Genomic DNA, 15,139 nt, shown 5'->3' with positions numbered 1-15,139 from the left:
GCGATAAGATTCATAGAGGTGTGTCTCTTGGACAGGGACGCACCTCTTTTTTATGCTTGGGTATCCTGGTGCTTGGGAGAGAATCTCTGTGAGTATAAGAAAAAGGATGGGCCGCCTTTTGCTCGCGCAACAGACGGCCCCTGTTCTCAAAAATTAAAAGATGCAAATTGAGACTTAATATTGATTTATTGATTCTCTTCCTGGAATTTCTGGTTCATCTTCAACAGGTTGATCGAGTAGGCTACCACATTCTGCGATTCCTGAATGACGGTGAGATAGACAATGCCCACTTTGATGTATGAAACCTGTTCACGCATGCTGCGTATCTCCTCCCGTTTGAGAACACCCAGTTGGTTGATGAGGGCGTTGCCCCGATTGTAAATCGCGGGCAGTTCGTCGAAACTGTTCTTCTCGATGATCTGCTGGCTTTGCTCCAGGAATTGGACAATCTCCTGGGCAATGGTGCCGAAACTGTTCTTTTGGCTTTGTGCCAGCGGTTGGAAGTTGTTGTCGGTATGTTCCAGACACGGCTCGCAGGTGCGCTTGATGGCGTGTATAATGTCGTTGGAGAAGTCGTTACCCTGGAAGTAGTAGAGACCCTTTTCCAGACCCACCTGGTCGTTCAGGTGCGAAACGCCTATTGTACCCAGTCGCTTTACCTGCTTGAAGTAGCGTCGTTCGGTTTCGATGTCGCCCATCGCTTTGCGCAGGGTGCGGTAGCTTTCGTGGAGGAAACCCGTAGTCACCCGGTTATAAAGGTCGGCACTCCAACCCATCACTTTGGCAAACTCTTCGCGGCTGAACTGACGCAACAGAACGAGAGCTTCGTCTTTGTCCTTGTTGGCCACCAGTTGCTGAGCCAGCGAGCTTTTCTTCTCTTGTTTCAGTTTCTTGTTATAGGCGATTTGGCTGTGGATGAGCATATAGGCTGCCAGTATGCTCAGCAGGATGATGGCGATGGTGCCACCGAAATAGACAATCATCGTGACGATGAAGCAGAAGAGGAAGGCTGCACCGGCCGTGATGAACCATCCGCCAATGACCGAGATAACACCCGTGATGCGGTACACGGCGCTGTCGCGGCCCCAGGCCCGGTCGGCCAGCGAGGTACCCATAGCCACCATGAAGGTAACGTAGGTTGTCGAGAGGGGCAGTTTCAGCGAGGTACCCAGGGCGATGAGCAGACTGGCCAATACCAGATTGACCGAGGCCCGCACCAGGTCGAAGGCGGCGCCATGCTCGAGTATCACATCGTCTTTGTCGAAACGGCTGTTGAGCCATGCCCGGGCTTTGGGCGGTATGTTGTTGATGATGAGCGACGAGGTGTTGGTGGTCATGCGCACCAGTTTACGGGCAATCGGCGAGGTACCGAAGTTCTCTTCGCCCGTCTCTTGTCGCGAGAGGTCAACCGAGGTTTTGATTACGTTTTGCGCCTTCTTGGAGGTGAGCAGGGCGATTACCATGATGATACCCGAGCCGATGAGGAATACCGACGGGGTCTTGGCCGAGTCGAGCAGCGAGGTCATCAGATACTGGTCGGAAGCTATTCCGTTGGCATTGGCTGCATAGTCGGTGTAGGCCGAGTAGCCGGCCAAAGGCGCACCGATGAAGTTCACTAGGTCGTTGCCGGCAAATGCCAGAGCCAGGGCAAAAGTGCCCAGCAGCACAACCACCTTCAACACGTTCACGCGGAGCCACGAGAGTATCTGCATCAGCACTGTGGTGATGACAAAGCAGCAGCCCAGCAGCAGCGGGGTATTGTCGTGAATCCATTGCCGGGTTTCGGGAGTCATTAAGGTCGAGTCCTTCAACCCTTTGAAGAGAATGAAATAGATGATGGTCGTGGCGGCAAACCCACCGAAGAGGGCTCCGAAATATTTCAGTTGGCGCCGGTAGTTGAATTTGAAGATCAACCGGGCAATGTATTGTACTACTACACCGAAGAAGAAGGCTATGGCAACCGAGACGAAGATGGCCATAATTACTTGCAGGGCTTTGTCGGTATTGATAAGGTCGCCCATCTGCAAGAGCCCGTTGCTGTTTACGGTCTTGACGATAGCCAGGGCGAAGGTACCACCCAACAGCTCAAATACCATCGATACCGTTGTCGAGGTGGGCAGACCCATTGTGTTGAAGACATCGAGTAGCACTACGTCGGTGAGCATGACCGCCAGCAGGATACACATGATTTCGTTCAAGTAGAAGTACTGAGGCTGGTATATACCGTGCCGGGCAATATCCATCATGCCGTTCGACATGGAGGCTCCCACGAAAATACCTATTGCCGCGATGGCCATGATCACTTTGAACGAGGCGGCTTTGGATCCGATGGCCGAGTTGAGGAAGTTGACGGCATCGTTGCTTACACCTACCGACAGGTCAAAGACGGCGATGAAGAAAATAAAGATAACGATAATCAGATAGAATGTTTCCATAATCTCCAATTTGCATGTTTTTTCACAGCGCAAAGGAACGATTTTCATGTTACAGAAACGTTACAAACATATATCTATCTTATTTCTTTTCACCCTTGGGAAAGAGGTAGGCGGGGGCTATTCCCCTTGTCTCTCTGCTGATTATTAGTGCTATAGATGGACTGGAATGTGCAAGACTTCCCGGGCTTGGTTGGCAAGTTGGGGCATACAACAAGAGGAGCAATCTTTCACGACAGCTCCTCTTTGTGGTGTATGGTGAATAGCCGGGGACTATTTGCTCGGTTTCTTGGGGGCCTTTGACGATTTTCGGGTGGCTTTGGGGGCAGAAACCTTTTCGGCCTTTTCCCGACCTCTCTTTTCGGGGACTTCGGTTTCGGCAATGCCTATCTCCTCGGGTTTCTTTCGGCGGAGTATCTGAGCCGACCGGGCAGGCAGGTAGAGCAGCAGCCACTCTTTCTTGTCTTTTTCGAAGAGAGGGTCGCGCCGTGTGAAATGGGGCACGCTCTTGTCCACGAGACCGTAGCCGCCAAACTCGGGATCGTCGCTGCTGAGCAGGGTGGTGTATTCGCCGGCCGGAGCCAGGATGCCGTAGCCGTTGAACGACTTGCAGGGGTGGAAGTTGAAGACGAACAGCAGGTCGTCGCGCATGAAGGCGAGTACCTGGTCACCATCGTTTTCGCACAGCTTGACGATGGGGGTTTGCTCGAACTTCTTCTTTTGGCTTACCAGGTGAATCATGGCCTGGTCGAAGGCTCCGAGGTATTGGTACTTGAGGTCTTCGCGGTCCACAAGATCCCACTGGCGGCGGGCATATTTGTAGGACCAGCCGTTGCCCTGGCGGGGGAAGTCGATCCACTCGGGGTGACCGAACTCGTTGCCCATGAAGTTGAGGTAGCCGCCATTGATGGTCGAGAGGGTTACGAGCCGTATCATCTTGTGCAGCGCCATACCGCGATCGACGACAAAGTTGGTGTCGTTTTTGCTCATGTGCCAGTACATCACGTCGTCGATGAGGCGGAAGATGATGGTCTTGTCGCCTACGAGGGCCTGGTCGTGACTCTCGGCATAGTTGATGGTCTTTTCGTCGGCCCGGCGGTTGGTCAGTTCCCAGAATATGGCGGTGGGTTTCCAGTCTTCGTCTTTCTTCTCCTTGATGGTCTTGATCCAGAAGTCGGGTATGCCCATGGCCATGCGGTAGTCAAACCCGATGCCGCCGTCTTTGAATTTAGCGGCCAGCCCCGGCATGCCGCTCATCTCCTCGGCAATGGTGATGGCGTGGGGGTTGACCTGGTGGATGAGTTCGTTGGCCAGGGTGAGGTAAACGATGGCGTTGTCGTCCTGGCCGCCGTTGTAGTAGTCGTCGTAGGAGCAGAAGGCCTGTCCCAGCCCGTGGTTGTAGTAGAGCATCGAGGTGACACCGTCGAAGCGGAAGCCGTCGAAGTGGAACTCGTCGAGCCAGTATTTGCAGTTGGAGAGGAGGAAGTGCAGCACGGAGTTCTTGCCATAATCGAAGCAGAGCGAATCCCATGCCGGGTGTTCCCGCCGGTTGTCGCCGTAGAAGTATTGGTCGTATGAGCCGTCGAATCGTCCCAGTCCCTCGACCTCGTTTTTGACGGCGTGTGAATGGACAATATCCATAATCACGGCGATACCCCGTTTGTGGGCGTCGTCGATGAGAGCCTTCAGGTCGTCGGGGGTGCCGAATCGTGACGACGGGGCGAAGAAGCTCGATACATGGTAGCCGAAGGAGCCGTAGTAGGGGTGCTCCTGGATGGCCATAATCTGTATGGCGTTGTATCCGTCGGCAGCGATGCGGGGCAAGATCTTCTCGCGGAATTCGTTATAGGTACCCACCTTCTCCTCCTGTTGGGCCATCCCGACATGACATTCATAGATGAGCAGGGGCGAAGTCTTGGGTTTGAAGTTGGTCTTGGTGAATGTGAACGGTTGTTTGGGAGCCCATACCTGTGCCGAGAAGATGTAGGTCTCGGGGTCTTGTACCACGCGGGTAGCCCAGGCGGGGATACGTTCGCCCTGTCCGCCGTTCCAGTGAACCGATAGTTTATAGAGGTCGAGGTGGTGCAAGGTTTTGAGGGGAAGTTTTATCTCCCACACGCCGCCACCGATAGCCAGCAGTTTGTATTGGGGTTGCTCTTTCCAGTCCGAGAAGGTACCAATCAGGTAAATGGCATTGGCGTTGGGTGCCCATTCCCGGAATACCCAGTGGCTTTTCTCCTTGTGAAGCCCGAAGTAGAGGTATCCGTCGGCAAATTCAGAGAGGTTGCCACTACCGTTGGTCAATTCGGCCATTTTGTCCAGGGCACGGTTGTGCCGGCCCTCGATGGCTTGTTTGTAAGGAGCCAGCCAAGGATCGTTTTTTATCAGTTTCAGAGTTTTCATAGGGCTGTTTTTAAAGGAAAACTACATGCCCGCAGGGGTGAGCCGCAGCCGCCTCCTGCTGGTCGAAACACGGCGAGAACGACATCGGCGAGAGTGTGTCTTCGTCTCTGAACCAAAGGCCGGTTCCCCGTCATGTTCCTGTATGCAAAAGTAATAAAAAAACCGATATATGAAACTTTAAGGAGCGAAACATTGTGCGCGGCTGTGAAAAAGTTTTTATGAAAGGAAAGATGTCGCTTGGCCGGGAAAAATCTGAAAACTGTGTCTCCCTTTGTTTCGGCTCTCACCTTTTTGTATATTTGCACCATTGATTGAAATAATATAAAAACAAGAGGGGATAACCCGAGTATAATTAATCGGTGAAATAGAAAGACAGTATGTTTGACAGTATCAAGAGTAATCGTGTGAGTAGAATCTTTACGTTCACACTTTGTATTTCGTTGGCTCTATCGTTGTATGCCAAGCCTCGCACCCTGCAACAGGCCCAGCAGATAGCCAACGGTTTTACCGGGAATACCGGCTATTTGAAAAAGGGGACAAGAGTGCCGGCCCGACTTGCCTATACGCGCAGCGAAGCTTCACAACCGTTGTATTATGTATTTAACAAAGATGCGGGTTTTGTCATCGTATCGGCCGACGACCGGGCTCCCGAAATTTTGGGATACTCCGATTCCGGCTCGTTCGATATCGACAGCCTGCCCGATAACTTCAGGTTCCTGTTGGGGTCCTATGCGACCGAACTCGAGGCCCTCGCAGCCTCGCCCGAGGTAATTGATCTCCCCGTAAAGTCGGTCGAGCGTTCTGCCCAAGCCACGGGTAAATCGGTCGCTCCGTTGCTGGGCAGCATTTTGTGGGACCAGAGTTCCCCCTACAACGACTTGTGCCCCGTGATGGACAATGATATGAGGACCGCGGTAGGTTGTGTGGCTACGGCCATGGCCCAGATTATGGGGTATCACCAGTGGCCTAAGAAGGGAACGGGCACGATACCTGCTTATACTACGACAAGCAACGGTTTCGAGATGCCTGAGACGAATATTGAGAATACCTACTACGATTGGGAGCATATCACCCCGATCTATAACAATAAGAGTACGGCCGAAGAGAAGGCTGCCATCGCTCCCCTGATGTATCATTGCGGACTCTCGGTGAGGATGGATTACGGGTATGAGAGTGGGGCATATAGTATCGATGTTCCCATAGCTCTGAGACAATACTTCGATTATAACGAGAATATGGCCTATTTGACTCGGGAGTATTATACCAAGGCCGAGTGGGATTCGATTATCCGTCACGAGTTGGACGAGAATCGTCCGGTCTATTACAGTGGCTCCAACGAGGAGGGAGGACACGCTTTTGTGTGCGATGGCTACGATACCAACGGCCTGTTCCACATCAACTGGGGATGGAGCGGCCTGTCAAACGGATATTTCATACTCTCCAATCTTACCCCTCTGGCCCAGGGTACCGGTGGCAGCAGCAGTGGCTATAATAGGGGACAGGCTGCTGTCGTGGGCATACAGCCTCAGGATATGCCCGTGCGTGAGGAATATGAGATACAATTAGACACGGCGCTGGTTGCCAATGTCGAGGAGGTGGGACGTGACGAGTCTTTCCTGACCATATTTAAAGGTTTGTGGAATAGAGATGCCCGCTCCTTCTCGGGATATATAGGTGTAGCGTTATGCAATCAGTCGGGTGAGATTATGGATGTGTTCGCTTTGAATGAGTCGCTTCTTACTCTTGACCCTATGTATGGTTTTGGTTCGGGAAGTTTCATTATCAATATTCCCGAGAGTGTGCCCGATGGACGTTACCGCCTTTATGTCGTTTATCGGGTGGAAGGCGAGACCGACTATCATTTTGTGCGGACTCCTGTCAATGAGTACAATTATATGAATATGACGGTAAGTGGCGACAAGATTTATCTCTCTGGGGTATATAACGAACCTGTCAATTTGCAACAAGACTCCTTCGAGATCTTGGGAAATCTGTATTCAAATCGTGAAGGGAAGTTCCGCTATACGGTGACCAACCACGGGGATGAATATGTATCGGGACTGATTTTGCTGTGGCGGTCGGCTGCCGATGAAAACCAGATTGCCATGGGGGCAATCAACCCGGTGGTCATTGCTTCGGGCGAAACCCAAACCTTTGAAATATCCGAAACGGTTCCGGTCGAACCTGGTGAATATGATCTGATGCTCATGTGTGACTATTATAATTCAATCGATAATATTTTTCGGATACAGTCTATAGGCGATATCCAGCGAGTTACCGTACATGAAACTCCAGCCGAGGGAACACCCGACCTGCAACTGCTCTCGCCATTGACAATAGAGGGAGATAATGATCATGTGAACCGGGCCGATATTCGCATGACTGCTCGCATTACCAACAAAGGAGCTTACTTCGACAACAGTATAGCTGCGTTCATCTTCTCCGATTCGGAAGAGGAGCAAGGCTCGTTAGGATACCTGGGCTACCAAAAGGTGGTTGTCGATACCAATGAGGAGGTCGAGGTGAAAATGAGCGATGCGCTTACCCTCGGAGAGGGTACTTACCTAGCTGTGCTCTATTATCTCAACGGTTTTGAATGGGTGCAGTTTACACCCTATGAAAACAGCTATATCTACTTTACGCTGGGCACTCCTACCGGCTTGAACGAGGCAGAGAGTGACAACCTGGCGGTCTATCCCAACCCGGTGCAGGAGACGCTCTATGTACGTCCGGCCGGCGAGGTAGTCGATCTGGCGATATATGACCTCTCGGGACGCGAACTCTTGCGCCTCACCCCCGAGACCGATGGGGTGATACAGGTACCCGTGGCCGATTTGCAGGCAGGTACTTACCTGTTGCGAGTGCGCACGAATCAAGAGGTGAAGACAACTCAATTTATCAAGAAATAGAAACCCGTATGAAACCGATTATTTTTCTTTGCTCGGCCATGTTGATGCTCAGTGTAGGTTGCAAAAGTTCCAAACCGGCCGCTCAGGCTCCCGATAAGGCAGAGCCGGGGCAAGTGCTCACGGGGGCAAAGCCCGACCAGGCTCTCCCGTCGGCTATCGTGTATAAAACAATTCGCGACTTCAGCGACTATGTGCCGGTTACGATGGATGCCAGGCACGAGCACATTGTCTCTTATCCTGCGCCTGTCGATCTCTATTATCAGGGACAATTGGCCAAACCTACGGCTTTGGCCGACGGCTATTGGCTCGACAATCGTGGAATCAACGAGCACGTGGCTTTCCTGAACTATACCTACGAAGAGTACAGCCGGCTGGACAAGGTGCCGAGTCTGGAGGAGCTCGAGTCTAAAATCCTGGAGCGCTACCCGCTGACCGAGATGTATGTGTGTGGCAAGCGCGGCAGCAATGCCAATGAGGTGGAGGCTTTGAACCAGCTTATCGAGCAGGGCTTTGCCGGGTGCCGTAAGGTGGATTTGCCCGTGGCGATGGACCGGGTGCCGGCTCCGAAACGGTAATCGGATAATTCAATAAGAGCGTAAATAGGTAGTGAGGGTGTGGCTGTGGCCATGCCCTCATTGTCGTTTTTTGGGGGGGAGGATGGAGAGTCGTAATAGCTGCCGTCTTTTTTTTACAGATGCTCGATGGGCAGGGTTGGCAGGGAGTCGGGGGTGTAGCCGCTGCGTATGCGCCACTCCTGCGGGTAGAGGTTGTTGGCCCGGTTGCCCAAATTCTTGACCCACCCGAGGGGGAAGCCGTGGTAGGCCACGAGCAGATAGCCGCGTGGCAGGTTGGGGGGCAACACAATGCTTTTGCGTCGCAGGTAGGCCAGCGCGGTGGCGAGGTCGGCTTCGAAACGGGGACTCTTTTCGGGGTCAAGAGCCGTCGAGAGGGCGAGTGACGGGTGGGGTATGTAGTCGCGCCCTTTGGCTGTGGCCAGGGCAATGCCGGCGTGCAACAGGGTGAGGTGCCGGTCGAGCAGTTGATAGTCGGCCCGATATTCACGGGGAATGGCCAGGAAAGTGTCGTTGCGCGACACGAAATCGAAGTTGTCGGGGTGGGCAAGCCGGTGGCGCCACTCATCGGGTACCGAGGTAGCCGGAGCCGGGGCCTTTCCCTTCTTGTTGCGTTTGCCCGATGGAGTGTCGAGCAGCCGGGCACGCAGCGAGTCGTCGGGCTTGCCGGGCTTTTGCAGCACGGCCATGAAGAGACCTTCGCCCCGTGTGCGATGAGGCATGAAGCGGTAGGCGATCACCCCCGGCATGAGAGCCGGCGCTATGCCCCAGGCCGGGTCGGTATCGACGGCAAGTGGGATAGCTCCCAGTTGGTTCATCAGGAAGAGTACCATCTCTTCGTTCTCCTCGGTATTATAGGTGCAGGTGCTGTAAATGAGCAGTCCGCCCGGTCGCAGAGCCGGCCAGATGTCGGTGAGAATCTGCCGCTGGCGTTCGGCGCAGCGGCCCACACCGGCGGGCGACCATTCGGCTATGGCATTGGGATCTTTGCGGAACATCCCCTCGCCCGAGCAGGGTACATCGGTAGCCACCACGTCGAAGTACCCGTCGAGTGGGGCAAAGTCGGCCGCCTCGTTGCGGGTGACTATCGAGTAGGGCGAGCCCCATTTGACCATATTCTCGGCCAGGATATAGGCCCGGTTGGGTACCACCTCGTTGCTCACCACCAGACTGCCGGCCGGGAGCGAAGCCATGGCATCGGTCGATTTTCCGCCGGGAGCGGCACAGAGGTCGAGGTAGCGCACCGGGGTGTCGATGTACTGGTCGATGACTCGGTGCAGGAACATCGAAGCCGCTTCCTGCACATAGTAGGCCCCGGCGTGGAAACAGGGGTCGAAGGTGAAGGCGGGTCGCTCGGGCAGATAGTATCCCCATTGCGACCAGGGCACAACTTCGCCGGGCGCTTCCACCAGGCGGCTCTTGGCCGGGTTGAGTCGTATGCTCACGGGCGATTCGGTGCCGAGTGCATGCTCGAATCGGTCATAGTCGGAGCCAAGCAGTCGGCGGGTGCGGTCGATAAACGCAGCGGGTAATTCCATCATAATCGGGTAGGTCGTTAGGAACATTTTGGTGCAGGGAGGCAAAGACAAAGAACGATTTTACTCGAGATTTTTGCCGCGATGCTTCCTATATCCTACAAAGATAGGTATTTTTGCCGATAGATTCAGTATGTACCAAAAAAGTCGTTATGCTCAAAGCCGCCTTATACCTCATACCCGTGCCGCTGGGCGATACCCCCATCGACCAGGTGTTGCCCGCCTACAATCGCGAAGTAATAGCCGGAATACGTCATTTCATAGTCGAGAATGTACGCTCGGCACGCCGTTTCCTCAAGAAGTCGAACCCCGATATCTGCATCGACGACCTCACCTTTTATGAGTTGAATCGTCACACACCGGCTACCGAGGTGAGCAGTTTCCTCAATCCTTTGCGGCAGGGGAGTGCCGTGGGGGTAATCTCCGAAGCGGGTTGTCCCGCCGTGGCCGATCCGGGGGCCGATGTGGCGGCGATAGCCCAGCGCGAGCATCTTTCGGTCGTGCCGTTGGTAGGTCCTTCGTCGATACTGATGTCGCTCATGGCCTCGGGGTTTAACGGGCAGAGTTTCGCCTTCCAGGGCTATTTGCCCATCGAGGCTGCCGAGCGGACCAAGCGTATCAAGCAACTTGAGCAACGGGCCTATACCGAGGACCAGACCCAAATCTTCATCGAGACTCCCTATCGCAACCACAAGATGATCGAGGACCTCGTGCGCGCCTGTCGCCCGCATACCCGTCTGTGTGTGGCCGCCAACATTACCTGCCCCGACGAGAACATACGCACCCTGTCGCTGAGCGAATGGGCCAAGGCCTCGTACAACTATCAAAAGACCCCGGCCATTTTCCTGCTCTACAAATAGCGGGTAGGGGGAGTATCCCGGTAACTTCAGGTGGGGAGAGGCTAAAAATTGCAAGGGAAACTCATATATCTTGTGGCCGATAATTTTCTATTGTGCGGCTAAAAACCTATCTTTGTACCCCGAGGAGAAAAAAGGATATGAGCTTGCAATTTCTGAGCTTGGCCAGCGGAAGCAGCGGCAACTGTTATTATTTGGGAACGGAAGAGTATGGCATACTGATCGATGCCGGCAAAGGGGTGCGCACAATCAAAAAAGTGTTGAGAGAATATGGCATCCCGTTTGAGAAAATCGTCGCCTTGTGCATCACCCACGACCATGCCGACCACATCAAGGCCGCCGGAACGCTGGGCGAAAAATACGGAATCCCCATCTATACTACCGAGACTATCAAGAACGGCATGAACCGCAACTACTGCATGGTCGATAAAGTGTATAGTGCCCACCGGGCCATCATTAAGGAGGTGCCGTTCAAGATAAAGGATTTCACCATTACCGCCTTCGAGGTGCCCCACGACGGGAGCGACAACGTGGGCTTTTTTATTACCTACGGCAATCTTCATTTTGCCTTTGCCACCGACCTGGGAACCATTACCCCTACGGCCGACAAGTATCTGCGGCAGGCCAACTACCTGGTTATCGAGTCGAACTACGACGAGGCCATGTTGCAGCATGGCACCTATCCGCCTCACCTCAAGCGGCGTATTCTCGCCGACAACGGCCACATGGACAACGCCCGCACGGCCGACTATCTGGCTCACATCTATACGCCGGCCTTGCGTAACATCTTCCTGTGTCACCTGAGCGGCGACAACAACCACCCCGAACTGGCCTACAAGACTATCGAAAACCGGCTCTACGAAGAGGGTATCCGCGTGGGCAAGGATGTGGAACTGGTAGCGCTTACCCGCAACCACCCTTCGGCACTCTATACCTTTGAAGAGCCCGAGGAATAACCTTTGCCAGAGGGTCGGTGCGAGAGGGAGAAACCGATGTTTTTTACGAAATTTGAGGGTTGAGGTAAATTTTTTTTGAAGAATCGTTGGTGTATTTCTCGAAAAGCATTACCTTTGCACCCGTTCCTACAGGAATGACTCCGTAGCTCAGTTGGTAGAGCAAATGACTCTTAATCATTGGGTCGAGGGTTCGAGCCCCTCCGGGGTCACACACGACAGCGCTTACATCGAAATGTAGGCGCTTTTTTTGTGTCACTTGCGCTCGGGCTCTCTGCGGAAAAAGAGGGAGGCAGTGGAGCGCATCGGGAATTTGGTCGATTAGGTTTGAAAGTGTTCTATGAGCGCAACCATCAATATCGTACGTTGCTAGTTGACTAAGTCAAAGCTTTTGTTAATGGCGACCTCTTTTAATAATTTATATCTATAACAGCGATAAGAAACGATGGCAAGAATTTGGCGTTTTCATCGAGTCTAAGGCTTGGAACTTTTGGAAGAACCATATGTAAATTATTTTCAAAAAAAACTTTTATATAACAATTTTATTTAAATTTGCACTGTCTTATATAGGGGAGTTAGTAAGATCTTCACCAAGATACTAATAATTAGAATTCTTTAAATTTCTCAAATATTATGAAAATCAATCGTATTATTACAATTGGTCTGTTTCTTGCAATGGCATTGTTAGGATTCCCAACTTCGTTATGGTCTGCTGAAGTTGTAGTATTGAATTCTTCTAGTGCAGGAAATTTGAAATTGTCAAAAGAGGCTTTAACAGCCATGTATCTTAAAATAACAGGAGAAATAGATGCTCGTGATTTTAAAACATTAAAAGCAGTAACAATAAATAGCACTCGAATATTAGATTTATCAGAGGCCGAAATTGTTTCGTATGAGGGGGACGAAGGATGCTATGCTCCTATTACCTCTGATTGGATGGTAGATGATAGAGTTTGGTATCATACCTATGAAGCTAATACACTTCCAATTCATGCTTTTGCGGAAGTGAGAGATAATTCTCTTAGTAAATGGTATGAAGGTAGTTCTACTTTGCGGAGGTTGATTCTACCGGCTACCCTCAAAAATATAGAATATGATGCCCTTCGTTTCAACGATATGTTGACTGAAATTATCACGCCGGAAAATTCTGAATTTTTGGTAAGTGATGGGCATACCATATATACAATCCTAGTATTTACAACCGATTATTACTCAATATTTTATAGGTAATAAGTCAGAAATATGGTCATTGTCTTTAATTGTACATTCTAAAGGGTGAAGATTTAACGCTTTTATTGATTATTAACTCAATTAGGATAACAATATAGGCTGTATCTTCTATTTTTCTATGCAATTCGTTTCCAATATTCCACTTCAGTTTTAGCTTATTGTTTAAGACGATAACAAAGGTAATGTATTTTGCTTAATTTATTCAATATTTCTTTACAGCACCATAACGCGCATTAAGTTGAGAAGAAAGATGGAATATCTGCTATTCTTTGAGTAGTAAAATTTAAGAGGGAGAATCGTGTGGTCCTCCCTCTTAAATTTTATCATGTTAAAATATTATAGCTATTCCTAGGAATACAAAAGTTATCTTAGTTCTTATTTTGCTCAAACAAAAATGAATCAAAAGCATTTTCTGCTTGAATTCCTATTTTCAAAGTTCTATTGTCATCACTACTATTCGATAGAATCGAAACAGTCATGGTGTTTCCATCATTTATTTTTATAGAGTACCACTCTCTTTCTATTTTTTCATCTTCATTATCTATTGGAAGAGACTCACCGTTTTCAGACAACGCATTAATCCAAAAACTTTTATAATTCGTACATTTAATGACATAAACGCCACCCTCATTGGGTACTTCTATCTTGTTTTTATTGATATTTGATACATTGGTTTCCCATTTCATCGCTTCCCAATCTCCATCTTTTTCCTCGCTTTCACATGCGACAAATGTCGTTGCAAAGATTATTAATAAAAGAATTTTGAATAAATTTCCTGTTTTCATACCGTTAGTGGAATTAAATTGATAAAAGATTTATGTATAAAAAGTTATGTATACTTTTAATGGGCAAATATCATACACACAAACTATATGCAATATTCGCAAAATTTCTGAACATATGCAAGCAAGTAGCTGGAAATTTTGTCAATGAATCAGGGAATGTGCCTAGAAAAGGAGTAGTCCCTGGATTCTCAGACCTTGAAATAATGGCATTGAATATGACATCAGAAACTGTTGGTATTGACAGTAAGCCATTGTTGTTTGCAAAGCTACAGGAATATGTTATTGTTCTGGACTAACTTCGGTCGTTATTCCAAATTTAGTTACCTCTATTGGTGAATCAGCTTTCTATGGTTGTTCCGGACTAACTTCCATAATGCTTGGAAGTTCCGTTGCATCCATTGGCGATTATGCTTTTTATTACTGCAATGGGCTAACCTCAGTCACCATTCCTGAATCTGTTATATCAATCGGCGATAAGGCTTTCTCCAACAGCTCTGGACTAACAATGATAAATGTAGAGAATGGAAATAATCACTATAAATCCATTGATGGAGTCTTATTTGATTTCGAAGCAACAACTCTTATTCAATACCCTATGGGAAATAGTAGAGTTGCTTATATAATTCCGAATTCAGTTATATCTATTGGTAATTATGCTTTTTGGGGCTGTAATGGGCTAACCTCAGTCACCATTCCTGAATCTGTCATATCAATCGGCGATAAGGCTTTCTCCAACAGCTTTAGACTGACAACGATAAATGTAGAGAATGGAAATAATCACTATAAATCCATTGATGGAGTCTTATTTGATTTCGAAGCAACAACTCTTATTCAATACCCTATGGGAAATAGTAGAACTACTTACATAATCCCAGAATCTGTTATATCTATCGAAGATGATGCGTTTTTAAGCAGCTATAGGCTAACCTCAGTCACCATTCCTGAATCTGTTACATCAATCGGCGAGCAAGCCTTTTCGGGTTGCTTTGGGCTGCAAAAGGTCATAAACTATGCCAAAGAGCCCCAACAAATTTTGTCAAATGTTTTCGAAAATGTTGGTCTTAGCGATGTCCAATTGTTTGTCCCTTCTTTAAGTGTTGATAAATATAGGACTGCAGAGGTTTGGAGAGACTTTGGTGCGATTAAAGATGTTGAATCTGGCATTAATGCTGTTGAAGTTGGCGATATTATAGTGAGTGGAGGCATGTTGCATAATCCTGCGGGTAAAGAGATTCGCATCTACGATTTGAATGGTCGTGAGGTATACAGTGGTAACGACAATGAATTGCGATTCCCTGACGGATTCTATATCTTACAAACTTCCCGCGGTAATCGTAAAGTGGCGTTCTGAAATAAATGCCAAAAATTCTCAGATACCGACCTGATAGTTATTTTCGAGGTCGGTATCTTTTTGTTTAACCATGAACTTCATTGGGACCTGAAATGGTAGCTTTATATCGAGA

The 15,139-nt window shown here is 49.7% G+C and carries 10 protein-coding genes, 1 tRNA gene and 1 pseudogene; 8 read left to right on the top strand and 4 right to left on the bottom strand.

Translation table 11 applies throughout. The features are described from left to right. Positions 1 to 185: 185 nt before the first annotated feature. A complete protein-coding gene (locus tag B5G10_RS01865; protein ID WP_087423070.1) occupies positions 186 to 2,435 on the bottom strand; it encodes an inorganic phosphate transporter in 2,250 nt (749 codons plus the stop codon). A gap of 270 nt (positions 2,436 to 2,705) precedes the next feature. Continuing rightward, a complete protein-coding gene (locus B5G10_RS01860) occupies positions 2,706 to 4,835 on the bottom strand; it encodes an alpha amylase C-terminal domain-containing protein (RefSeq protein WP_087423069.1) in 2,130 nt (709 codons plus the stop codon). 377 nt (positions 4,836 to 5,212) lie between these two features. Here B5G10_RS01860 and B5G10_RS01855 point away from each other — a divergent pair, with 377 nt between their 5' ends. Together B5G10_RS01855 and B5G10_RS01850 are read left to right on the top strand one after the other, a co-directional pair. After that, on the top strand, positions 5,213 to 7,744 hold the full coding sequence (locus tag B5G10_RS01855) for a thiol protease/hemagglutinin PrtT (protein WP_087423068.1): 2,532 nt from the start codon (positions 5,213 to 5,215) through the stop codon (positions 7,742 to 7,744). 8 nt (positions 7,745 to 7,752) lie between these two features. Then, a complete protein-coding gene (locus B5G10_RS01850; protein WP_087423067.1) occupies positions 7,753 to 8,319 on the top strand; it encodes a hypothetical protein in 567 nt (188 codons plus the stop codon). Between the two features lie 113 nt (positions 8,320 to 8,432). On the opposite strand, the gene B5G10_RS01845 is transcribed toward B5G10_RS01850, so the two are convergent. Continuing rightward, on the bottom strand, positions 8,433 to 9,857 hold the full coding sequence (locus B5G10_RS01845) for an rRNA cytosine-C5-methyltransferase (protein ID WP_343285879.1): 1,425 nt from the start codon (positions 9,855 to 9,857) through the stop codon (positions 8,433 to 8,435). 146 nt (positions 9,858 to 10,003) lie between these two features. On the opposite strand from B5G10_RS01845, the gene B5G10_RS01840 reads away from it, so the two are divergent. From B5G10_RS01840 to B5G10_RS01825, 4 genes are all read left to right on the top strand, one after another. Then, positions 10,004 to 10,711 carry an SAM-dependent methyltransferase gene (locus B5G10_RS01840; protein ID WP_087423065.1) on the top strand — a complete coding sequence of 236 codons (708 nt, stop codon included), beginning with the start codon at positions 10,004 to 10,006 and terminating at the stop codon, positions 10,709 to 10,711. Positions 10,712 to 10,848: 137 nt separating this feature from the next. Further along, a complete protein-coding gene (locus tag B5G10_RS01835) occupies positions 10,849 to 11,664 on the top strand; it encodes an MBL fold metallo-hydrolase (RefSeq protein WP_087423064.1) in 816 nt (271 codons plus the stop codon). Between the two features lie 136 nt (positions 11,665 to 11,800). Further along, positions 11,801 to 11,873 (top strand) — tRNA-Lys (locus B5G10_RS01830). Between the two features lie 421 nt (positions 11,874 to 12,294). After that, positions 12,295 to 12,891: a hypothetical protein gene (locus B5G10_RS01825; protein ID WP_143241025.1), complete on the top strand. Its 597-nt coding sequence runs from the start codon at positions 12,295 to 12,297 to the stop codon at positions 12,889 to 12,891. Positions 12,892 to 13,259: 368 nt separating this feature from the next. Here B5G10_RS01825 and B5G10_RS01820 read toward each other — a convergent pair whose 3' ends face one another. Then, positions 13,260 to 13,676, bottom strand: coding sequence for a hypothetical protein (locus tag B5G10_RS01820; protein ID WP_087423062.1), 417 nt, complete (start codon positions 13,674 to 13,676; stop codon positions 13,260 to 13,262). A 32-nt stretch (positions 13,677 to 13,708) separates the two neighbouring features. Between B5G10_RS01820 and B5G10_RS01815 the strand changes: the two are divergent. After that, positions 13,709 to 13,954: pseudogene (locus tag B5G10_RS01815) on the top strand (IS982 family transposase); the annotation flags it as partial. A 227-nt stretch (positions 13,955 to 14,181) separates the two neighbouring features. After that, positions 14,182 to 15,027 carry a leucine-rich repeat domain-containing protein gene (locus tag B5G10_RS01810; protein ID WP_143241024.1) on the top strand — a complete coding sequence of 282 codons (846 nt, stop codon included), beginning with the start codon at positions 14,182 to 14,184 and terminating at the stop codon, positions 15,025 to 15,027. Positions 15,028 to 15,139: the final 112 nt, after the last annotated feature.

This window comes from Barnesiella sp. An55, assembly GCF_002161555.1.
Lineage (GTDB): Bacteria > Bacteroidota > Bacteroidia > Bacteroidales > Barnesiellaceae > Barnesiella > Barnesiella merdipullorum.
The sequence above is the reverse complement of the archived record's forward strand: the minus strand, read 5'-3'. Positions and strand labels throughout refer to the sequence as shown.

Excerpts from the sequence above, each read along its gene's own strand:
- B5G10_RS01825 (WP_143241025.1), top strand. The coding sequence starts at position 12,295 with ATGAAAATCAATCGTATTATTACAATTGGTCTGTTTCTTGCAATGGCA.
- B5G10_RS01855 (WP_087423068.1), top strand. The coding sequence starts at position 5,213 with ATGTTTGACAGTATCAAGAGTAATCGTGTGAGTAGAATCTTTACGTTC.
- B5G10_RS01810 (WP_143241024.1), top strand. The coding sequence starts at position 14,182 with ATGATAAATGTAGAGAATGGAAATAATCACTATAAATCCATTGATGGA.
- B5G10_RS01860 (WP_087423069.1), bottom strand. The coding sequence starts at position 4,835 with ATGAAAACTCTGAAACTGATAAAAAACGATCCTTGGCTGGCTCCTTAC.
- B5G10_RS01865 (WP_087423070.1), bottom strand. The coding sequence starts at position 2,435 with ATGGAAACATTCTATCTGATTATCGTTATCTTTATTTTCTTCATCGCC.
- B5G10_RS01840 (WP_087423065.1), top strand. The coding sequence starts at position 10,004 with ATGCTCAAAGCCGCCTTATACCTCATACCCGTGCCGCTGGGCGATACC.
- B5G10_RS01845 (WP_343285879.1), bottom strand. The coding sequence starts at position 9,857 with ATGATGGAATTACCCGCTGCGTTTATCGACCGCACCCGCCGACTGCTT.
- B5G10_RS01850 (WP_087423067.1), top strand. The coding sequence starts at position 7,753 with ATGAAACCGATTATTTTTCTTTGCTCGGCCATGTTGATGCTCAGTGTA.
- B5G10_RS01820 (WP_087423062.1), bottom strand. The coding sequence starts at position 13,676 with ATGAAAACAGGAAATTTATTCAAAATTCTTTTATTAATAATCTTTGCA.
- B5G10_RS01835 (WP_087423064.1), top strand. The coding sequence starts at position 10,849 with ATGAGCTTGCAATTTCTGAGCTTGGCCAGCGGAAGCAGCGGCAACTGT.